The following is an 18985-nucleotide window of genomic DNA, read 5'->3' as shown; positions in this document are numbered from 1 at the left end:
GAAGGAAAGAAGATAGCCGGGACGCCGGCAAGGTCGATGCGCGAAAGCGCGGAGAATCGGGCGAATGTTACCTCGTGAGTCGCCCCTCGACAAGCGGGGCTCAGCCCACGCCCTTATGCGGCGGCAGACAATCCCGAAAATCTTCATTGAGCTTGCGCACGGGAACCATGTTCGCCTGGGGGTTCGTCGAGACCAATGCCGCCATCTGTGCCGCATAGCAAACGAGGCCGTTGGCGCGGCGGACCACGTTCTCAATCAGATCCAGCGGATACCCTGCCCCCGACCTCGACATCGGGTGCATTCCACCGTGTGTGAAGCTGTTCATGGCACGTATGGATTGCACGCGATACTCATCCAGATGCGCAACGATCCCCTTCGCTCTGGGGTCTTCCAGCGCCAGGAGTTCATCGAACATGCCCTTTACGCTGGGCGCCTTGTCGGCCGCGCGCACCGATTCTTCGGTGAGCGGCTCGTGATAATGGCGCACCCATTTCTCGTTTGCCGCCTCAAGTAGCCAAACGCCGCGCACCAGCGTTTCGAACTGCGGCCGGAACAGCGCCATCGCTGCGTTCGGCATACGGAATGTGACCAACGCGACGGCGCCGGCCGCATGCTCTACGGACATGAGCGCGCACTGATATGCAGGACCAATCCGTAGATGGTTTCCTGGCTTGGACTGCCCGATGCAGGCCACTGCAGCACTATGCAGCTCGGCCGAACGGCTCAGGAAATCATTCGACATAACCAGACCTCCGCATGGACCGGCGAGCTTCGCGCAGCCGGGTGACCACGGCCCAACGACGCTGAGCGACCTCCTCGGGATTCTCCAGACGCGAGTGGTCGAGCACAGGCCCCTCGCCCCCAAAGGGACTGAAGTCGGCCGGGAGCTCTCCCTCATTCATACTCTTTGCGGTCTGCATCCGATTGAGCCCGGCACTGATCTCACTGACCGCGACATAGTCCCAACGAACCGGAACATCGACTTCTGAGAACCAGACTTCCCCTTCGCCCTGCCCGACGATCGCAACGACATCGTAAATGCTGCCTGTTGCGGACGGCATGGCGCGCACTTCAAAGCGCAGGACTTCGCGCCTCGGATACCAGAACGTCCGATCCAGGAACCGTTTGAATGTGAAGGCATCCAGCATCGCAGTGTCTGCATACGACGGGGCACCGGGCTGAATGAACTCGGGCTCGCTCTTTGGGCGGGTGCCAAGAGATACCTCTCGGACAGTCGGTACGGGGGCGTTTGTCATGGGGTTCCGGTAAAACACGCGTGAAATTGTATAGCTTTCACCGCCAATGCCGGCTGGCAGAGCCTTGAAAATGGTACTCGGCGAACATCGCCCGCCGGCGGCTTGACTTTGAATTGGCGCCGGTATGCTGGTCTTAGACCATTCGATACCAAGCTGCCATGCGCTTTAGCCGCCTCGACCGCCATACCCCCATCGACTTCAACGCCCGCCGCCAAGCCGCCTTCGCACGCAAGCAGCAGCGCGAGCGTGACCGCTACCCGCTCTTTCCGGACCACGTGGCAGGCGAGCAGCATACCCCCGACGACGAAGTCGCCCGCCGTCAACGTCGGTCGGACAACTTGGAGCGAACGACGCGGACCCTGCACGCCAGGATTTGGCGTGAAAAACGCGCTGTCTACTTTTCGCTCACGGGCGACCTGCAAGCCGAAATTCGCGCCAAATGGTTGGAGTGGACGGGGCCCACAACCCCCTTGTACTACGCCTACATCGTCGACAACGTAAGCGGCGACTATGAGCGACGCGTGGCCGCCGCCCGCGCAAACGAAAAGGCCATCCGCAAGCGCGTGCTCGCGATGCTGCCCGAACAGACAGCGCTGGAGATCGTTTGATGACGCCGACCGACGAGCAGGAAGCGGTAGTTCATGCTGTCAAGGCCGGTGGCCCGGTGAAGGTCAAAGCCTACGCGGGCGCAGGAAAGACGTCGACGCTCAAGCTTGCTGCCCAGGCCCGCGGCTGCGATCGCGGCCTGTACATGGCGTTCAACCGGGACATTGCTGATGATGCCGCCCGCAAGTTCCCGACCAATACGAAATGCCGCACCGCCCACTCCGTTGCCCGTGCCGCGACGCGCGCTGAGATTACCCGCAAGCTCGACAACCCCTTAGAGCCGGCGCACCACCTGGCCGTGCGTTACAGTCTCGGCCCCCTCCGGTTGCCAACCAGTATCGGCAAGGATCTGGAACTGAGCGCCAGCAAAGTTGCGCGAATGGTCGCGGACGGCGTCGCACGCTTCTGTCGGTCCGCCCAGCCTGAGCCCCTCGCGTGGCACATCCCGGTTGAGCCAATCATCAAGGAAGAGGAAGCGGAGCACCTGCGCACAGCGCTACTCCCCCATGTCAAGCGGCTCTGGCAGGAATACATCGATCCGGCAGGGGCTGGTGCCATCAACCACGATGTCTACCTGAAGCTGTGGCAACTGAGCCGGCCCAGCATCAGAGCCGATTTCATCCTGTTCGACGAAGCGCAGGATGCCGACGGCCTGATGCTCTCAGTACTCCGGGCCCAGCAGTGTCAGGTGGTCTACGTTGGTGACCCGTACCAGCAGATCTATGAATGGCGCGGCGCCGTGAACGCCATGGATTTCATCAAGGCGCCCGAATGCGCCCTGACCGAATCCTTTCGCTTCGGTCCCGCCATCGCGCAGCTGGCCAGCCGCATGCTCCGTCTTATGGACGAGGAAATCCCCGTCCGTGGACAAGGCCAGCTCGAATCCCGTATCCAGTATGACTCGCTCCCAGGCCAGGACCGCTTTGACGCCATTCTCTGCCGCAAGAACGCCACCGTGCTGACGCATCTCGCGCAAGGCATTGGCCGCGGTGACCGCGTGGCCGTCCGCGCCAAGCTGGACGAGCTGCGTGCCTTCGCAGATGGCGCCGAGCGCCTGATGCGCGGCGAGCGGATCTCCTATCCGGCATCCCTTGCCCTATTTGAGACGTGGGAGGAGGTCCAGGACTACGCCGATTCACTAGCCGGGCGGGACCTGCAGCCTTTGGTGAAGCTGATCGACAGCGAAGGCGTGGACTACCTGCGGCTCATCCTTACGCGCGTCAGCCCGGAGAAGGAGGCGGACTACGTCATTTCGACAACTCATCGCGTCAAGGGTCTGGAATTCGATTCGGTCTATCTCGCTGGCGACTTCAAGTTCAAGACCGGCGAGGAAGGCGAGGTGACGATGACACCCGAAGAGAAGCGCCTTCTTTACGTAGCCATGACCCGCGCCAAGCGTGTTCTCAACGTGAGCGAAATCCGGCGCGATCTCGGTGCCATGTTCCGGGACGCCGGAGTTTAGGAGAAGCATCCATGATTACTGTGCGGATCGGCGGGAGCGAATTTCCGCTGGACGATGTGATGGAAGATCCCGGCCGCTATGCGCGGCAGCTTGAGCGTGCGAAGACAATCCAGGGCTTTGCCGAATGCGGATGCGTGGACGTGCGGCCGCGACCAAAGCTGGTCATACGCCGCCATCGGGACATCTTCCTCCTGGCTCGCTGGCCTGAGCAGGCTCATCATCACGCCGGCGGCTGCCCGTTCCACCGTCATGCGCAAGGCACACCTGGCACAGGTGACACTCTCGACGCCTTCCGCATGCGCGACGGCCACCATGACATTCGACTGGACGCCACCCTCTCCGTCAGCACCCACACCCCGGCCAAGGCGGTACAAAGAGCGGCCACGGGCCAGCGGACGAAGGCGCAACGGCGATCGGCTGGCCTCCTCGCCTTTCTCGAGTATGCGTGGGAGCAGGCGGGCCTCAACGTCTGGGGCGGTACCGGCTCACGCGGCTGGAGCGCCTGCTGGTCGCAGCTGACCACGGAGCTTTCCGACTGCCGTATCAATGGCAAGGCGGCAGACGGCCTGTTGCACGTGATGCGGCGATGGGATCCAGCCCGTAAGGGCGAGATCCTGGCCGAGTTCGAAGCCTGGCAGGGCCGCCTCACACCGACGTCGGCGGGCAACCCGCGCGGAATCGTGATTGGTGAGATCGAGTCCCACGAGGCCACCCAGTACGGCGGCAAGATCGTGCTGCGCCAGAGCACGCAGCGATTCTTCATGTCCGGGCCTCACTATAAGGGTCTGCAGAAGTCTTTCGGCACGGCTCTGGCCGGCATCGGAAAAACTGACCAGCGATGCGTTGCCATTCTCCTCGTTGAGAAATCCCCCTCGAACTATCTGACGGTGGTTGACGTGGCGGCTATGCTGGCAAACCGCCAGTTCCTGCCCTGCGATTCGTCCCACGAGGTCGTGATGGCGGATCACCTGGTCGCCCGGCACCGAGCCTTCCGCAAACCGCTGCGGAATGTTGGCCGTGCGGAGGTGCATCCCGATTTCGTGCTGACCGACATCGAGCCCGAGACCGTCATCGAGGTACTAGGTATGACCGGCAACCCCGAATACGACGCGCGTATGGCGGCCAAGCGCCAGCACTACCGTTCTGCAGGCCTCCCGTTCATTGAGTGGGATGCAGTGGCGAAACCAATCGAAAGTGTGCAGCTTCCCCCTGCTGGCACCAGAACGCCCGATGCACGCTGATCGAGCCGTATTGGCAGAAGCCTCGTTCCGTAAGGCGCTGGCGTTGGTCCACCAGCACCGCGCCGCATCTGTGGCGCTCCTGCAGCGCCATCTGGGCATTGGCCCGGACATGGCCGAGACGCTGCTGCGGCGGATGGCCAGTGAGACGACTGCCGTGCGACGCATGCAGAATGGCCTGTACTTCTATACGCACGGCCCCATTGGAGAAGAGCTGGCCGCGCTTCATGGGTTCGCACAGGAAGTTCTTGTCGCCCTTTCCCACGACTGCGTCGATGCCAACCAACTGCGCGAAGCCGCCATCCGCTATGGACTGGCGTCGGAGTCGACGGTCGCATTCACCGCCGAAGCGGCCGTTACCTGAGAGAAGATTAGACGTCCACGACTTGAACGAGACAGAGCGGATCGCCCTCCCCTCGCTCAGTCTGGCCTACGCGCCGAAGCGGATTTCTATGACCGCAGCCCTTGCAGGTGAAGAAGAAACCGCGCTCGTCAAATTCTGGATCGACCGCCGAGAACATCACGGACAGCCGGCATTCGGTGCACGTCCACATTGCGCCACCCCCGTTCCTTGACTTCAGACACGTCGCGATACGCTGATTTGACTGTACTCGCGATCAAACCACTATGAAATCTGCCGGCCGTATCTCATCCACGAAGGCACGTGCCACCCAGGACGTTGAGCAGCGCGGCACGCTTCCGCATGAACCTGTAAGCGTCGGGCGCGGCGTTTGCGAACTTTGCGGCTCAAACGACCCGCACGCGCCGCAACACCTTCCGCCCGAGCGCGACACCCGCACCATGGATCTGTTCGAGGACATGCCCACATGAGCGAAAACACCAAGATCGAGTGGACCGACCATACCTGGAATCCCTGGGAAGGCTGCCAGAAGGTTGGCCCTGGCTGCGATCACTGCTATGCAGAAGGCCATAACGCTCGCTTTGGCGGTGGCCAGGCGCCCAACTGGGGCCCCGGCGCGCCGAGGCGACGCACGTCTGCAACCAACTGGCGCAAGCCGTTTCGTTGGAACGCCGCCCACACCGCCTTTGCCGCGGTGCATGGACGCCGGCAGCGAGTTTTTTGCGCGAGTCTGGCTGACGTGTTCGACAACGAGGTGCCAATCGAGTGGTTTATCGACGTGCTCGACGTCTGGCGCCAGACGCCGAACCTCGACAAGCTGGTACTGACCAAACGCGTCGGCAATGTCTCGAAAAGACTGGCGGAGGCGTTCAACGTGCTGATGGCCCGCGCCGACTGTGCAGAGAACCCGACGGTGGCGTGGCTAGTGTCCTGTCCCACTAATACGTGAGCAAAGTCGGTGCAACTTTTCGAGAATCGAGTCGGCAGTAGCAGTCCAGCGAAACGGCTGGCAGTCCGCGTTGTAAGCGGTCACGAAATGATCGATGCGTTGGACCAACTGTTTGACGCTGGTGAACGAGCCGCGGCGGATGGCCTTATCAGTAATCAGGGAGAAGAAACGTTCGACCTGATTGAGCCAGGAACTGTAGGTCGGCATGAAGTGCATGTGCCAACGTGGACGCGCTGCCAGCCAGGCCTTGATCTTCGGGTGGTTGTGCGTAGCGTAGTTATCGGCGATGCAGTGAATGTCCAGCTCAGCGGGCACGGCTTGTTCGATCTCTCGGAGGAACGACAGGAACTCCTGATGGCGATGGCGCGGTTTGCATCGCGCCAGCACAGCTCCATTCAGGATGTTCAGCGCCGCAAACAGCGTGGTGGTGCCATGACGTTTGTAGTCGTGCGTGACGCCCTCGACGTAGCCGAATCCCATGGGCAGCATCGGCTGCGTGCGCTCCAGTGCCTGGCACTGGCTCTTCTCATCCACGCACAGCACCAGCGCGTTCTCAGGTGGGCTCAGGTACAACCCCACCACATCGCGCAGCTTCTCGACAAAGAACGGGTCGGTAGACAGCTTGAAGCCTTCGGTACGATGAGGTTGCAGCCCGAAGAGTTGGAAGTAGCGCTGCACGCTGCTCTTGGAGATGCCGGTCTCGGCCGCGACAGCACGCACGCTCCAGTGTGTCGAGCCGTTGGCCGGCTTCGTATGCAGGGTGGTCTGAATCAATTGTGCCACCCGTTCGTCGTCGACCGTGCGCGGGGCCCCCGGGCGAACGTCGTCATACAGACCGGCGATTCGGCGTGCAATGAAGCGCGCGCGCCATTTGCCGACCGTGGCGTTGCTCATCTTCAGCCGTTCGGCGATCGCGCTATTGAGTTCACCGTCGGCGCTGCTGAGGATGATGCGCGCCCGATTGCTCAACGCAGCAGGCAACGACCGGCTGCGCGCGAACGCCTGCAACTGCGCGAGTTCATCTTCGCTCAACACCAATTCGGCCTTCGGTCTGCCCGTAATCATCGCGATATCTCCGTTCCCAAAATGCCGAAACGGGATGCAAGACTAATGCCAGTTATTTGCGGGACAGGACACTAGCCACATGGATCGCAGGCGACGCCCCACCCGACATCTGGCTCGGCGCCACCGTGGTATCCCAGGCCGAAGCCGATCGCGATATCCCGAAGCTACTGCGCGTACCCGCCCGGGTCCGGTTTCTTTCCATGGAACCGCTGCTCGGCCATGTCGACGTCTTCTCCGCCTTGACTGGCGAGCTGCTGCACACGTCCGGCGACGACTACAACCCGGGCTCCATCGACTGGATCATCGCCGGCGGCGAGAGCGGGCCTCTGGCGCGCCACATGCACCCCGCGTGGCCACGTAGCTTGCGCGACCAATGCGCGGCGGCCGGCGTACCCTTCCTACTGAAGCAATGGGGTGAATGGCACACCGCCGCCGTGCTGACCAGCAACGGCGAGCCAGTCTTCAGAACGTTCGACACCTTCCAGCAGTGGGTGAACAAGGCGTCAACCTGGGGCAACGGAGGGATCTGTCTCGACCGGCACGGCACGTCGCTCAAAACCGGCGAAGATTTCATGCGCGCGCGACGAGGGACGCTTTCCCGTCACGGTCATGCATCGCGTCGGCAAGAAGGTGGCAGGTCGACTGCTCGATGGTGTTCTGCACGACGCCTTCCCTGTAACGCCGCTCGACGTGGCCGCCGCATGCCAGCGCGCCCTGACCCGCGCGGCGGGATGATTTCTCATACCTTTCTACTACTCCGATGGATCAGCACAGCAACGAAGAACAAGAGTATCCCGAGCCCGAAACCGTCCTTGCCATTCGGGGTGCCATCGCCACCGGCCGACAGGGTGGCCCAAAGGGGCCTGAAGGCCACTGGCTAAACGAGTTCTGGCAGATCGGCCAAGCCCTGCGCGACCACGGCGACATGCTCCACGGATTCCAGGGCACTGCCCGACGCGGCCTGTTAAGCACTTCCACGCGCTATCTCGCGATCAATGAGCCCGTTTATGGAGGGGTCCAGAACGAGCACTGATCTGGCGCAAGCCGCTACGAGGCATAATTCCGGCTTTTCACTCGGATATCCCCATGCCCAGCGGCTTGCTCAATTGCGCCCACTGCGACGGCATTGCCATGTACATTGCCGGCCGCCTTCAGGCCCTGATTGCCTGCGAGGAATGTGGCATGTCCACACCGCCTATAGAGATTGAAGCGGCGGATCCCGACACTGTATTCGAGCAGCTTCGCGCTATCTGGAACCACCGCGTGGAATATAGGCCCGCCGATCGGCAAGCAATTTCGATGCTGGCCAGGCGGACGCTCACCCCCTCCGATATCCCGTTCTTCCTCGGCTTGCTGGCAGAGACCTCCACGGATTGGGAAATCAACGGCCCAAAGTTTGCCGCCATGGCTTCTGCGCTGGCCCAGCCCGGCCATGGACTCCCGCACGTCGCTCCACCAGCGACCGTGCTTATCGACGCCGCGCGCTATCGGAAACTGCTGCGACGCGCCAAGATCATCTATATCGACGGCGCACCCATGATTCGCTTCGAGCCTGTTCCGGCATTGGCCGCTGAGATCGCCGAGGAAGCCCTGGCGGACAAGGCTTGGCCATTCTCCGACGTGGAGGAGTTCGTCGGCAACGCGATCGACAGCCTGCCAGACGGCTGGCAGCCTTGACATCGCGTAGCACATGTCAAGCTGGAAGGGTCTTCCATTATTAGGAGTCCCGATGATTCGCCAGCTCGCCGTCGCCGCCATTCTGGCCCTTGCCTCGCTCTACGCGGGAGCGAGGGATTCCCAGTCGCCCCAATGTGCCCACGTTCTCGGGACCGGCCAACCATCGGTTGGCAAGATTACCGGTGGCACGCAGCTACTGTGCTATCGGGGCTACGCCGTCCTGTATTCGAGTCAGACACGCACAGCACTGTGGTCAGCCGAACGCCTTACGCGCGAGGGAGTGGACGCGGCGCGTAAGCTGCCACGCGATAGCGACTTCTACGAAGAAGGCCGATTGCCCGAGGCGGACCGGGCCAAGTTGACCGATTATGGTCGTCGGTCTGGCTTCGACCGCGGGCACCTAGCTCCGAGCGGGGACTTTCCGGATATGGCATCGCAAGCCGAGAGCTTCAGCCTCGCAAACGTAGTGCCACAGGATAGCGTCTCGAATCGCCGCACCTGGAGCCACATAGAGACCTCCACCCGCAAGCTTGCGCGGCAGTACGGCTCAATCCAGGTAGTGACTGGCCCCGCGTTTGTCGGCAATGCAAGGATGCTCGGCGGACGCGTTCGGATTCCTGATTTCATCTGGAAGGCAATCTATGTCCCGGGCACCGGCGCCGCGGCCTACATCGCTCGCAATGATGCGACGCCAGCGTACAGCGTCATCACGGTCGACGAACTCCGCCACTTCACCGGGATCGATCCGTTCCCAACACTGTCCGTGACGATGCGCTCCACGGCCATTGATCTCCCCCCACCAACGCCGCACCCGGGCGAGAAAGCGGCTCGCCGGGTTGCGTTCGCCTGGTTGGTCTCTGGTGACCGCGTTGAGAAGGAAGCCATCACGGGCCAGATCACACATCTCGTCCGCGATGCTGGAACGCTGGCGTCGCTACTCCTTGCCTACTCCAGGTAGGGAGGTACAGACGGCGAGGCGCACGTACCTTCCAAGAACACGAAAGGCGCGTCACTGGGCGCGCCTTTCTCCTTCTCCAACCTGGCGTATCGGCCTCGACCGCTCGACCGGCTAGCGCCACTGTCATGGTGTATCGCAGCGAGCTCCGCGCCGCCTATTTGTTCACCGCCTCCTTGAACTTTTGGCCGGCCTTGAACTTCACCGTATTCGCAGCTTCGACCTTAATCTCCTCCCCGGTTCGCGGGTTGCGGGCTGTACGTTCGCCGCGCTGTCCCTTGCTGAAAGCACCGAAACCGACCAAGGTCAGCGTTTCACCCTTGGCGACGGCATCCATGATGGCGACCAGAGTTACGTTCAAGGCTTGCTCGGCCTTGTTCTTTGTCAGACCGTCCACACCTGCGGCAATCGCGTCGATCAGTTCAGCTTTCGTCATGCGTCATTCTCCATAAATGGTTGTGCCCGTAGATTCAACCACGCTGCGGTACAAATTGGGCTTCGAAAGATGGCACGAAAGCACGACCTTTTCGGGATTGTGAAGGTGCCAAGTGCGGCGGCATTTATATCATTTGCTTGACGAGCGCCCAGCACCGATTGCTTAGCCCGCTTGATTCGGACAAGGCCGCGTTGGAAGTTCCGCGAAATCTCTTAGCGCGGCAAGATAGTCAGTGTGGCTACAGGCTTCGGCCAGCTCCGGAATGCCTGCCCTCAGCAGGGCGCTGCCGATGGCCCGGCCAAGGCGACGACTTTGCCCATCGTCGGACTTTCGGAGAGTCGCATAGACCCGGAAAATCCGACCGGCCTCGTCACCCTCCTCCCAGTGCCAGCCCGCGGCGCTGATCGTAAGATCGGCGATCCGCACGAAGTGCATGCAAACCAGATCGCTTAAGTTGGTGCCCACGGCGGCGCCATTGCCCCAGAGCAACCCCAGGTCGAAAAACGGATCCTCCGCCAGGTAGCCGGCAAGCGAGATATCACTCTCGAACGTCTCAAGCGTGATCCTGCCCCACACCGTCCGGAAGCCACGGCGCCGTGGCGACAAGGCATCGGCGCCAGCAGCGGGCGTCGTGAGCCACGGCCACTCCGAAGTGGCATTCGGCGCAATGCCGGTTGCCAGGATTTTACGGACGTCATCGTCCGAATACGCCCTGTCTAGATACATTTAAAGAGCCTTTACTACCGAACCAAAGCCGAAAATGCGCTATAAAACATGCGCCTTACCGAGTAAATAGGGTGAGCATGCTCACCCTATTCCAGCCCATTCAATCACCGCGTTCGCACTACGCGGTACCCTTCAGCTTCTCTCAGCCTTTATCCCGAGCGAGAATCCGGTAAAGCTTCGTACGCGAAATCCCCAACTCTCGTGCAGCAATCGCCTTATTGCCTCCAGCCGCGGCGATTGCGGTCTTGACATCATCCAGCGTGGGCTCCGGACGACCGATCGATAGTTGCGTGGAGTACGTGGAGAGGTAGGCGTTTGCCTTTGTCGCACGGCTGTGGCCAGCTGCTTCCACGACCTTCTGCATCGCCGCGCGATGGGCGTCCGGGTCCATGACCTTGCCGCCGCCCTTCACCGGCGCAACCTGGCCAGACGTGCGCTGATACATCTCCTGCAGGAACTGATGCCGCAAGCCGTGTGCCGTGACTCCTGCGCCATTCTTGGTGATGCCATGCTTCTCGAGCACTGTGTAGAACCTCCGTCTCCACCGGTTCTGCGTATAGGTCGCCGGTATCAACGTGCCGCGACCGGGATTGGTGGACTCGGCCAGCCGCGCTGCCTGACCAAGCAGCTCGTATTGCCAACTGAACTCGATCTGGACCCGACGCGGGCGGCCGCCCTTTGTGCCATCGTGTACGTGCAACATGCCGGACGGTAAGACATCCAGTGCGGGACGCAGCCGCCAACTTTCCTTTGCACGAAGCCCAAATGCTGCCTCCAGCTTGAGCTGCAGCGCGACATGCGCATCCGTAACTTCGATTTGCGCAATCTTTGCAGCGGCATCAATCCCCTTGCCCTCCCACGATCGGTCCTCCTTCGCAACGTAGCTGCGCAAATAGTCCGCCGGGCGCTCCATGTAGTTTTCGATGCGGCCTACAACATTGGTCTTCCCCATCCACGCAAAAAAAGCTCGTAAGTGCGTCAAGCGCAGCTCAACCGTTCCTACGTTCAGCTTGCGCTCTTCCACCCAGTGACGAACAAGCCAGCGAACGTGCTTTTGCCGAACGGCATAAGGGGACGTCACAGCCATTCCCCCGACGCGGCGAAGCTCCACGAACATGGCTAGGAGTGCCTGAATTCTTTGGCGCTGCGACATCTGCGACAGCGATCGGCCGCTAACGCGCGTGCCGCTATGGGGTAGGTGGAGATTTTGCGTCGCCAGGATGGCGAACTCCGTTTTGAATCTTTCGGGAAGGTTGTACTGGTCGAGGATCGGACGCAGGTTGATGGTCTTGATCATGATGCATTTCCGTTTCGCCGCGCGCACGCAGCAAGGCCGTCGCACAGACAGCCGCTCACAGGACAGCGCCGACCCCGATTCGGATCTGCCCCATTCGATGTACCGGGATACCAACCCCAGCTTTGCCGGCCCACCCTGCCGGTCCCACTACGACTCTTCCGGTCCTTTAGCGATGCCAAACCGATCGGCCCTGAGCATGGAAGCAATGCGTCGTGACCGTCCGCTTACGCGAACACACAGGCTCTCGCCGTGCGTGCCGCCTGCGCGGCCACCCTATCCGGTGCATCTCGCGATGCCGATCCACTCGCGCAAGGATTTCGTCCTTACGCCCGCGGTTAATGCCGTGATGGGTGATTTCCTGTTGCGCCGTTCTGGTACCGGTGGCGCCCCCCGGATCGATAGTTGCTCAGAAGCCTGCGTTCGCCGTATCTCGGCACGCAAAGCAGCTTCCCGCCCCAAAGTCAGATCATCCCTGCCGCAGTGTGTCGGGCTTCGTGATCCGCACCCAGCCAGGTGGCTGTAAGGGCGTAAGGCTACGGCGGAGATTCCCGTGACACTGTTCAGTGTCCGGCTTCGGAATCGTCCGCACTACGGTCTATTTTCACAAACAGACCGCCAATCGGCTTGGTATCGCGGTGTCCGGTGTCCTCACTATCCGACACGGTCCACTTGATTTGATTGAAAAAAAAGCCGGTTCAATTTCCGGCATGAACAGTTGGTACCGCAAAGCCAAAATACTGAAGGCTGGGTACTAAGGTGCGCCGCGTCAATGGCGGCAAGGTCGATGCGTCGGGGACGCGGTAAGAGCCCACAGAATAAACCACGATCATTCTGAGTGACAACGGAAAGACGCGATAAACGCTGAGCTTTTGCCGACTTGACTTCACCATTACGCCAGTAGAGTTAGAGGCATGGGGCGACACATTGAGTCACTGCAGTGGACATGCTGTCAGTTAGTCACCGCATCACGCCTTTGCTGCTGTCACGTTCTGCCAGGTACAGGACCAATGTCCCACTTCGTGGCAGATTCAGCGACCAAGCAAGCGAAATGTGCGTCCCAACTCTACTTGCCATCTCTGGCGACCACCACCAATGCCGGTCGCTGTTGTTTGGCAATTAGGCAACATCCATCCTCTTTGGGAGTCAAGCTGTGCAACACGAATTGAACGGATCGAAGCTGGTGAAGGCCGCAACCCTTGCAGTCGATGTCGGCTATGGCAACACAAAGTCAGCATTCGCAGTGGGAGCGGAAATCGCGACCGCCATGTTTCCGTCTCTCGCGCCTCAAGCCGCCACAACGAGCTTGACACCTACGAGTGGCACGCCCTTCCGTTCGCGCAACGTCGTCAACGTGGTTATCGACGGCGCGCGGTATGAAGTCGGCCCTGAGGTTTCGATCAGCGGTGCATACAACACCGGACGCACGCTCTCTGAGGACTTTGTGACCACGCCGAACTATGCCGCGTTGCTCGCGGGCGCTCTTTACTACTCCAGGGCAGCCGAGATCGAACGGCTGGTCCTGGGCCTTCCGGTGCACAACATGCAGAAGTACGCGGGCTATCTCCGAGAGCGCTTCGTAGGCGAGCATGATTTCGGGTGGGGAAAGGTCGATATCAAGTCGGTGATGCCCCTTCCCCAACCGTTCGGAACGCTGCTCACGTTCATGCAACAGAGTGGAAAGCGGTACGACCCGGATAACGCGTACCTTGTAATCGACGTGGGCTACTTCACGATGGACTGGATCATCGCGCGCGGCTACACGGTGGACGACACCCGAAGCGGCGGTGTGCCTGGTGGCGCTGCTCGCGTCCACCAGCAGATTGCCAGTCTCATCTCCTCATCTAAGGGTGGCGAGCCCTTCGATGCCATCGAGCGCATCGACAAATCCGTGCGCGAGGGAAAGCCCATGCTCTACTTCCAAGAGGACCTGGACCTAAGTCCGTACCTCACCGAAGCCATGGCTGTGACCAATCAATCCATCAAGGAGATCCAGTCAAAGGTCGGGCGCACAGACGACATTCGCGCCATTATCCTCACCGGCGGAGGCGCCAACCTCTACGCGCCAACGATTCGTGCCGCATTCCCGCGGAATACGATCCACATGATGGAAGCCCCGTGCTTTGCCAATGTCCGCGGGTTCTACACGATCGGCTCTGCGCGCCAGGCCGTGAAGGCAGCAGCATAAGGGGACACTGCATGAGCAAACTGGAGATCAAGCTCACGTTGACAGAGGATTCCACGCCGGAATTGCTGCGTTACTTGCGCGGTATCTCCAGCGCTCGCGATCGCGCCTTCATCTTGAAGCGACTTGCAACCTGCGGCCTTAACGCACTTGGCAACGGAGGAGCTGAAGCGGCCCTCCTGCCGGCTCCGCCGACGGTGACCGCAGCGGTGCTTGCCGCTAACGCAACTGTTCCCGCCGGTGCGACACCATTCAGGCCGGAGCTTACTCCTCCCTCTACTGAGGCGATGGCGCCGTCGCCGGCAGCTGTGCGCATAGTCGTGGACCCGGTGCCGGCTTCGACCGGATCACCGCCATCGAATTTTGAGCATCTTGACCTTGGAGCATTGAACGCAGCCACCGACCAGTTTGCTTGAGCCAGTCCGAGCTACTTGATTCCATTTCGTATATGGCAAACTGGATGCATCAAGCCGAAGGAGACCTAAATGTTGGATTACCTCTCTACCCCTGAAGATGTAAAGCGCTTTGTGTTCTATGCATTGATTGGTTTTTGCGTTCTGCAATCAGCCCTGGAGGTCTATAAGGGGGTGCGCAAGCGCGGTTGATTCTTGCCCGACACAAAACAAAAAGGCCCAGCGAATGCTGGGCCTTTTGGTTAATGGGGTGGGTTCAGTGAAGAACCGAATTCAGGTTGACGCAATACTCGAAGGCGGAGTCGAACGAACGCTCCCGCTTGACCAGGACCAGCTGACCAGAAGTCCCGCGACGGAACACGTCGAAGAACTGCGCGTCAGATTGGCCCGCCATCACGTCGTACGACGATGTGCTTCGCATGGCCTGGATGTGCATCTTGTTCACGATTGCGGTAAATCCCTTTTGCAGCATTGCAGTACTCCTTAGAGTGCCTGCCATACGGAATTCCGCCCCTGTGGGTAGGAACCCACAGGGCAGATAGTAAAAATGGCACCGCCCGGAGGCGGTGTATCGTTCAGGCCGTTACGCCAGCTTCAGACATGGCGCGCAGCTGGTAGCCCGTGCGCCACTGATCGCAAAAGTCCGTGCCCCGCACCAACGGACGGTGGATTACGACGTTGAGTCCCGCCGCCCGCAAGCGCTTGGCCAGCGTTAGCGCATCGGCCATGCCCGGCGACTTTCCTGTCTTCGGATCCACCTGGTCGAAGTCGGCAAAGATGTGGATCGTGTGAATCCCCAATCCTTCCGGGACGACGAACTGACTCAGCAGGACACGATTCAGGCAGTACCACGTCGGAACGCCGAACAGCATGTAAGCGGCATAGGCCGTCTCAAGCCCTTCCGCGATACCGAGTTCGCCGTTGCGTGGTGCCATCAAGCGAACCGCGCCGCCGGCAGGCGGTAAGGCAGAAACGTCATTGCGCTTGGCCGGGAGAATCTCCCCGTCGGCGGAAATCACCGTGGCCTTTTCAGGTCTGGACGTGTCCAACGAGGTCCGATGCACAGTGGCCATGCGGCCATCCGGCAGCGTGAACTGTGCAACGATGGTCCAGTAGCGACCCACCACGACGTCGTCGTGACGGTAGTCCTGCAGCCCAAGACGCAATGCCTTAGGCAAAGGGGCACACAATCCGGGAACACGCGCCGCGAGGTAGCGTAGTGCCCGATCTCCCGGGACCAAAGGCTTAGCGTCGGTCCATTGCTTTGCGATACGTCGCCGCTTCCACTCGGGATCCGACGACTTCCGCGCCTTGACAGACGCAGAGCGCGCCGCTGGCAACGTCAAGGGCTCCAATGGCTCACCATTTAGCCTGCATTGCAGCTCAAGGTACGACATGCCTGTGTAGCGGCACACCAGCTCGATGCCATCACCAGCCTTGGGACTGCCGGCATTGCACTTTCGGCATACCCAGTCACCGCGGCCGTTCTTGTTGTCATACGTAAATCGGTCGTCGCCATCGGCGCAGATGGGGCAAGGACCAGGCTTGCCTTGCCAGAATCTGTCCGTGAGGACGTCTGCTGGAAGGTATTGGCGCACCAGAGCGTCCCATTGAGCGGACGTCCAGCTTTTAACAATATCACTCAGTTTCTTCATGGGATGACTCCGGTTAGGAGAGGTTGGTCGATGCCTGAGACAGGCGAAGGAACGTTTGCTCAAAAGACATCCCGGCTGTTGCCAGAAGGTCTTTTCAGCATGGCGGCTATATTCGGAAGAGGGCTACTGCAGGTACCGTTGGACGGTAGAGAGGAAGGACGACTGCGATCGGATGGACCGATCGCAGTTGCTTTGAAAAATGAAGAATTGGTACACCGCGCGCTTAGTTCAGGGCTCCATCATCCGTGGAGCAGAATTCCAAGCGCTGCAGGTGTTTTCAGAACGGAATGCGGTCTGGATCGTCGTCCATGTCCTCGAAACCATTCGAAGGGCCTGGCTGCTGCTGACGACGGCTCTGGCCGCGCTGGGCGCCACCACCGTTTCCTGCACCGTACCCACCTTCCTCGCCGGTGTCTTGCGACTGTCGACTGTAGCCACCGCCATCGCTCTCGCCCGACGCGCCACCGCGTCCGCCGCCCAGCATCTGCATCTGATCGGCAACGATCTCAGTGCTGTACTTCTCTTGGCCGGACTGATCCTGCCATTTGCGCGTACGGATGCGGCCCTCGATGTAGACGGACGATCCCTTCTTCAGGTACTGACCTGCGATCTCGGCAAGCTTGCCGAAGAAGGCGATGCGGTGCCATTCGGTCGCTTCCTTGAATTCGCCGGACTGCTTGTCCTTATAGCGATCGGTGGTTGCGAGGCGGATGTTGGTGACGGCGTCACCGCTCGGGAGGTAACGCGTTTCCGGGTCTGCTCCGAGGTTGCCCACGAGAATGACCTTGTTGACAGATGCCATGGTGATTCCTTTTCAATGAACGAGGTTGATTTGCCAGACCCACCGATCCCAGAGCTTCTGCAGTCCGGTATCGCGGTCCATAAGCGGGCGGCCAGTCTTCTTGTCGAAGGCGGGCACCTTTTCCTTGTGCAGTCGCTTGACGGCAACGCGGTCACCGATCTTGCACCCTGTGCTGGCCAGGACGTCTTTCAGTCCTTCGCCTTGCAACGTCCTCTCGCCTGTGCTCGTTTCAAGCTTGACGGCGAATGACGTGTAGGTGGGCTTGCCGCCGGCCTTGCGATTGGGAAATTCCATTTCTCCCCAGGCCAGCAACGTCCCTACCTCGTAAGAGGAGTGGGTGGCCTTTCCGTGAGCCGGACGGCCTTCCGCGTCAGCGTCAACTTCGCGTTCTCGGCCACGTGGTGACGGGGCGGCGTGCGATCTTTGAGCGGCAATGGGAGAAGGGTCGCGTCCCGCACCTTCCGATGCAGTGCGTAGCGCCCTTATTACCTCTTCGGCCACGTCCTCTAGCGAAGCGCCTTCGTGCCTCTCTACCAGGTGCCACCGCGGCACAACTTCTGGCAGGAGCTTGTCGCCGTGGGCACAGCGCTCGATACGACGGTCGAATACCGCTACGAAGTGAGCAACCTCGTTGCCAGCTTGATGAAGAAGATGCGGGATGCCGCCGATGCTAAACCGACGTTCGTTCTCTCCACCCTGCCCGACTTTGATCGTTCCCGCCGGATCGGTAGGCGCTGGCCTGCTCAGCGTGTGCGCGACACGCTTCAGGATCTGTATCCAGTCCATGATTTAAAGGAGTGAGCCGCAGCACATCCGGCGCACCTCATTGAGGTCGGCCTTCAGGCGGGCATTATTGAGGATGACGTCTTGAAGGGTCTCGGGATCTACCCCGCTGACTGCGCAGACGTAGGTGTATGGCAACGCGCCCTGCCAGTATCCGAAGATCCAGCCGAGCGTCATCGTGTATTCCTCTAGATCGAGGCCGCGCTGGTTTCGAAGCCGTCCCCGTAGCAGGTCCGCGCAGTCAATGAGCGACTCAGGCATGTTGTCGCCTCGGCGGCTATCACATGCCAGGCTGATCAAGGCATCAACCATTTTGTCCCGCACCGTCTCACTCCAAAGCGACGGATTTGGCAACGGCTCTGCCTTAGGAGGGACCACAACAATAGCAGCAGCTTCACTAAAGAAGTCCAACTGCCATCCTGATGGTTGGGAGGTATCCATAGGGTCTCCAGAACGGATACCCGGAACCCACCTGTCGGCGGGTATCGGATACCCGCGACAGGTGGAAGAGCCGCCCGAAAGTGGGCGGCGCTGGATCAGGAACGATTGTGGGTTCCTGTTCGACGAATTGGCGTCACAACAGCCGAGCGTTCGTACTGCAGCTCAGGTTGGACGAACATCTGTTGCACTTCGGGCTTCGAGCTGGACTGGTAGTCCGGCGTCGACACCTTCGGCGCAGCTGGTACGACTTGACTCCAAGCGACCGCCTTTTGATACAGGAACGACAGCCCGACTACGGCCACGAACAGACCGACCACGAACGACTGCGTTGCCAGGTAAAGCACCATGCAAAGCATGAACAGCTTGAGAGGACGCTTGATGAGGTTGTTGGCAAAGGATTCCACGGTTTCTCTCCAGAAACGTTGCAGGGATTTCCTGGCAGATGCCAGGCGATTATTCGATGCTCAGGGAGCAAGGAATCCTTTGCGGGCGCGCGAACGCGCTTGCGGCATGCCTGGTGCATGGCGCAAACACGCTAGCCGGGAAAGGGAAATGGGAAAGAGAGATGGGCGACAGGTTCAACCAGATGGCCTGGTCAAGATCTGTGCAGGTCGATGCGTTCGATTACGCGGAATTGCAATGATCCTACTGCATCATTTGGCGTCGCTGACCGCAGAAAGC

General features: G+C 60.5%; 21 protein-coding genes and 2 pseudogenes. 11 read left to right on the top strand and 12 right to left on the bottom strand.

The genetic code is table 11. The features are described from left to right. Positions 1–100: 100 nt before the first annotated feature. Both BLR29_RS24865 and BLR29_RS24860 read right to left on the bottom strand, forming a co-directional pair. Entirely contained in the window at positions 101–742 is a 642-nt protein-coding gene (locus tag BLR29_RS24865; protein WP_176861057.1) for a DUF6988 family protein, read from the bottom strand. Further along, a complete protein-coding gene (locus BLR29_RS24860; RefSeq protein ID WP_255371425.1) occupies positions 732–1148 on the bottom strand; it encodes a hypothetical protein in 417 nt (138 codons plus the stop codon). The genes BLR29_RS24865 and BLR29_RS24860 overlap by 11 nt, the downstream gene beginning before the upstream one ends. Before the next feature lie 266 nt (positions 1149–1414). On the opposite strand from BLR29_RS24860, the gene BLR29_RS24855 reads away from it, so the two are divergent. From BLR29_RS24855 to BLR29_RS24830, 5 genes and pseudogenes are all read left to right on the top strand, one after another. Continuing rightward, positions 1415–1864, top strand: coding sequence for a hypothetical protein (locus tag BLR29_RS24855; protein WP_092140612.1), 450 nt, complete (start codon positions 1415–1417; stop codon positions 1862–1864). Beyond that, on the top strand, positions 1864–3324 hold the full coding sequence (locus BLR29_RS24850) for a 3'-5' exonuclease (RefSeq protein ID WP_092140610.1): 1461 nt from the start codon (positions 1864–1866) through the stop codon (positions 3322–3324). The genes BLR29_RS24855 and BLR29_RS24850 overlap by 1 nt, the downstream gene beginning before the upstream one ends. 11 nt (positions 3325–3335) lie before the next feature. Continuing rightward, positions 3336–4565: a DUF1173 family protein gene (locus tag BLR29_RS24845; RefSeq protein ID WP_092140608.1), complete on the top strand. Its 1230-nt coding sequence runs from the start codon at positions 3336–3338 to the stop codon at positions 4563–4565. Next, on the top strand, positions 4555–4926 hold the full coding sequence (locus tag BLR29_RS24840) for a hypothetical protein (RefSeq protein ID WP_092140606.1): 372 nt from the start codon (positions 4555–4557) through the stop codon (positions 4924–4926). The genes BLR29_RS24845 and BLR29_RS24840 overlap by 11 nt, the downstream gene beginning before the upstream one ends. Before the next feature lie 463 nt (positions 4927–5389). After that, positions 5390–5854: pseudogene (locus BLR29_RS24830) on the top strand (DUF5131 family protein); the annotation flags it as partial. Here BLR29_RS24830 and BLR29_RS24825 read toward each other — a convergent pair. Then, on the bottom strand, positions 5846–6937 hold the full coding sequence (locus BLR29_RS24825; protein WP_092140602.1) for an IS630 family transposase: 1092 nt from the start codon (positions 6935–6937) through the stop codon (positions 5846–5848). The pseudogene BLR29_RS24830 and the gene BLR29_RS24825 overlap by 9 nt on opposite strands. A 98-nt stretch (positions 6938–7035) precedes the next feature. Between BLR29_RS24825 and BLR29_RS32975 the strand changes: the two are divergent. The 3 genes and pseudogenes from BLR29_RS32975 to BLR29_RS24805 all read left to right on the top strand — a co-directional run. After that, positions 7036–7359: pseudogene (locus tag BLR29_RS32975) on the top strand (DUF5131 family protein); the annotation flags it as partial. A 664-nt stretch (positions 7360–8023) separates the two neighbouring features. Next, a complete protein-coding gene (locus BLR29_RS24810) occupies positions 8024–8614 on the top strand; it encodes a hypothetical protein (RefSeq protein ID WP_092140598.1) in 591 nt (196 codons plus the stop codon). Between the two features lie 52 nt (positions 8615–8666). Then, the gene (locus BLR29_RS24805; RefSeq protein ID WP_092140597.1) at positions 8667–9572 is read left to right on the top strand and encodes a DNA/RNA non-specific endonuclease; all 906 of its coding nucleotides are present in this window, start codon (positions 8667–8669) and stop codon (positions 9570–9572) included. A gap of 154 nt (positions 9573–9726) precedes the next feature. Here the strand turns inward: BLR29_RS24805 and BLR29_RS24800 are convergent, their stop codons facing one another. The 3 genes from BLR29_RS24800 to BLR29_RS24790 all read right to left on the bottom strand — a co-directional run bounded on the left by BLR29_RS24800 (position 9727) and on the right by BLR29_RS24790 (position 12028). Further along, positions 9727–10005 carry an HU family DNA-binding protein gene (locus BLR29_RS24800; RefSeq protein WP_092140595.1) on the bottom strand — a complete coding sequence of 93 codons (279 nt, stop codon included), beginning with the start codon at positions 10003–10005 and terminating at the stop codon, positions 9727–9729. A gap of 162 nt (positions 10006–10167) precedes the next feature. Further along, a complete protein-coding gene (locus BLR29_RS24795) occupies positions 10168–10731 on the bottom strand; it encodes a hypothetical protein (protein WP_092140593.1) in 564 nt (187 codons plus the stop codon). 142 nt (positions 10732–10873) lie between these two features. Continuing rightward, entirely contained in the window at positions 10874–12028 is a 1155-nt protein-coding gene (locus BLR29_RS24790; RefSeq protein ID WP_092140591.1) for an integrase domain-containing protein, read from the bottom strand. 1180 nt (positions 12029–13208) lie between these two features. Here BLR29_RS24790 and BLR29_RS24785 point away from each other — a divergent pair. Then, positions 13209–14213, top strand: a complete 1005-nt coding sequence (locus tag BLR29_RS24785) for a PRTRC system protein D (RefSeq protein ID WP_092140711.1) — start codon at positions 13209–13211, stop codon at positions 14211–14213. A gap of 11 nt (positions 14214–14224) precedes the next feature. Further along, the gene (locus BLR29_RS32125) at positions 14225–14626 is read left to right on the top strand and encodes a hypothetical protein (protein ID WP_143018525.1); all 402 of its coding nucleotides are present in this window, start codon (positions 14225–14227) and stop codon (positions 14624–14626) included. A 253-nt stretch (positions 14627–14879) separates the two neighbouring features. On the opposite strand, the gene BLR29_RS24780 is transcribed toward BLR29_RS32125, so the two are convergent. The 4 genes from BLR29_RS24780 to BLR29_RS32970 form a co-directional block, all read right to left on the bottom strand. Continuing rightward, entirely contained in the window at positions 14880–15095 is a 216-nt protein-coding gene (locus tag BLR29_RS24780) for a hypothetical protein (RefSeq protein WP_092140589.1), read from the bottom strand. 103 nt (positions 15096–15198) lie between these two features. After that, a complete protein-coding gene (locus tag BLR29_RS24775) occupies positions 15199–16278 on the bottom strand; it encodes a DUF7146 domain-containing protein (protein ID WP_092140587.1) in 1080 nt (359 codons plus the stop codon). Positions 16279–16555: 277 nt separating this feature from the next. Next, positions 16556–17080: a single-stranded DNA-binding protein gene (locus BLR29_RS24770; protein ID WP_092140585.1), complete on the bottom strand. Its 525-nt coding sequence runs from the start codon at positions 17078–17080 to the stop codon at positions 16556–16558. 12 nt (positions 17081–17092) lie between these two features. Beyond that, the gene (locus tag BLR29_RS32970; RefSeq protein WP_255371424.1) at positions 17093–17374 is read right to left on the bottom strand and encodes a hypothetical protein; all 282 of its coding nucleotides are present in this window, start codon (positions 17372–17374) and stop codon (positions 17093–17095) included. 228 nt (positions 17375–17602) lie between these two features. Between BLR29_RS32970 and BLR29_RS32965 the strand changes: the two genes are divergently transcribed. Beyond that, complete coding sequence (locus BLR29_RS32965) at positions 17603–17881, top strand: hypothetical protein (RefSeq protein WP_255371423.1); 279 nt, start codon at positions 17603–17605, stop codon at positions 17879–17881. On the opposite strand, the gene BLR29_RS24760 is transcribed toward BLR29_RS32965, so the two are convergent. Both BLR29_RS24760 and BLR29_RS24755 read right to left on the bottom strand, forming a co-directional pair. Next, positions 17870–18304 carry a hypothetical protein gene (locus BLR29_RS24760; RefSeq protein WP_092140583.1) on the bottom strand — a complete coding sequence of 145 codons (435 nt, stop codon included), beginning with the start codon at positions 18302–18304 and terminating at the stop codon, positions 17870–17872. The genes BLR29_RS32965 and BLR29_RS24760 overlap by 12 nt on opposite strands. 95 nt (positions 18305–18399) lie before the next feature. Continuing rightward, positions 18400–18708 carry a hypothetical protein gene (locus BLR29_RS24755; RefSeq protein ID WP_092140581.1) on the bottom strand — a complete coding sequence of 103 codons (309 nt, stop codon included), beginning with the start codon at positions 18706–18708 and terminating at the stop codon, positions 18400–18402. Between the last annotated feature and the right edge of the window lie 277 nt (positions 18709–18985).

Origin of the sequence: Cupriavidus sp. YR651 (assembly GCF_900101625.1) — a bacterium.
In the GTDB taxonomy this organism is placed as follows: Bacteria; Pseudomonadota; Gammaproteobacteria; order Burkholderiales; family Burkholderiaceae; genus Cupriavidus.
The sequence above is the reverse complement of the archived record's forward strand: the minus strand, read 5'-3'. Positions and strand labels throughout refer to the sequence as shown.

Bases quoted from the DNA above. Each gene is read 5' to 3' on its own strand.
- BLR29_RS24865 (WP_176861057.1), bottom strand. From the start codon at position 742: ATGTCGAATGATTTCCTGAGCCGTTCGGCCGAGCTGCATAGTGCTGCA.
- BLR29_RS24860 (WP_255371425.1), bottom strand. From the start codon at position 1,148: ATGCTGGATGCCTTCACATTCAAACGGTTCCTGGATCGGACGTTCTGG.
- BLR29_RS24855 (WP_092140612.1), top strand. From the start codon at position 1,415: ATGCGCTTTAGCCGCCTCGACCGCCATACCCCCATCGACTTCAACGCC.
- BLR29_RS24850 (WP_092140610.1), top strand. From the start codon at position 1,864: ATGACGCCGACCGACGAGCAGGAAGCGGTAGTTCATGCTGTCAAGGCC.
- BLR29_RS24845 (WP_092140608.1), top strand. From the start codon at position 3,336: ATGATTACTGTGCGGATCGGCGGGAGCGAATTTCCGCTGGACGATGTG.
- BLR29_RS24840 (WP_092140606.1), top strand. From the start codon at position 4,555: ATGCACGCTGATCGAGCCGTATTGGCAGAAGCCTCGTTCCGTAAGGCG.
- BLR29_RS24825 (WP_092140602.1), bottom strand. From the start codon at position 6,937: ATGATTACGGGCAGACCGAAGGCCGAATTGGTGTTGAGCGAAGATGAA.
- BLR29_RS24810 (WP_092140598.1), top strand. From the start codon at position 8,024: ATGCCCAGCGGCTTGCTCAATTGCGCCCACTGCGACGGCATTGCCATG.
- BLR29_RS24805 (WP_092140597.1), top strand. From the start codon at position 8,667: ATGATTCGCCAGCTCGCCGTCGCCGCCATTCTGGCCCTTGCCTCGCTC.
- BLR29_RS24800 (WP_092140595.1), bottom strand. From the start codon at position 10,005: ATGACGAAAGCTGAACTGATCGACGCGATTGCCGCAGGTGTGGACGGT.
- BLR29_RS24795 (WP_092140593.1), bottom strand. From the start codon at position 10,731: ATGTATCTAGACAGGGCGTATTCGGACGATGACGTCCGTAAAATCCTG.
- BLR29_RS24790 (WP_092140591.1), bottom strand. From the start codon at position 12,028: ATGATCAAGACCATCAACCTGCGTCCGATCCTCGACCAGTACAACCTT.
- BLR29_RS32125 (WP_143018525.1), top strand. From the start codon at position 14,225: ATGAGCAAACTGGAGATCAAGCTCACGTTGACAGAGGATTCCACGCCG.
- BLR29_RS24780 (WP_092140589.1), bottom strand. From the start codon at position 15,095: ATGCTGCAAAAGGGATTTACCGCAATCGTGAACAAGATGCACATCCAG.
- BLR29_RS24775 (WP_092140587.1), bottom strand. From the start codon at position 16,278: ATGAAGAAACTGAGTGATATTGTTAAAAGCTGGACGTCCGCTCAATGG.
- BLR29_RS24770 (WP_092140585.1), bottom strand. From the start codon at position 17,080: ATGGCATCTGTCAACAAGGTCATTCTCGTGGGCAACCTCGGAGCAGAC.
- BLR29_RS32970 (WP_255371424.1), bottom strand. From the start codon at position 17,374: ATGGAATTTCCCAATCGCAAGGCCGGCGGCAAGCCCACCTACACGTCA.
- BLR29_RS24760 (WP_092140583.1), bottom strand. From the start codon at position 18,304: ATGGATACCTCCCAACCATCAGGATGGCAGTTGGACTTCTTTAGTGAA.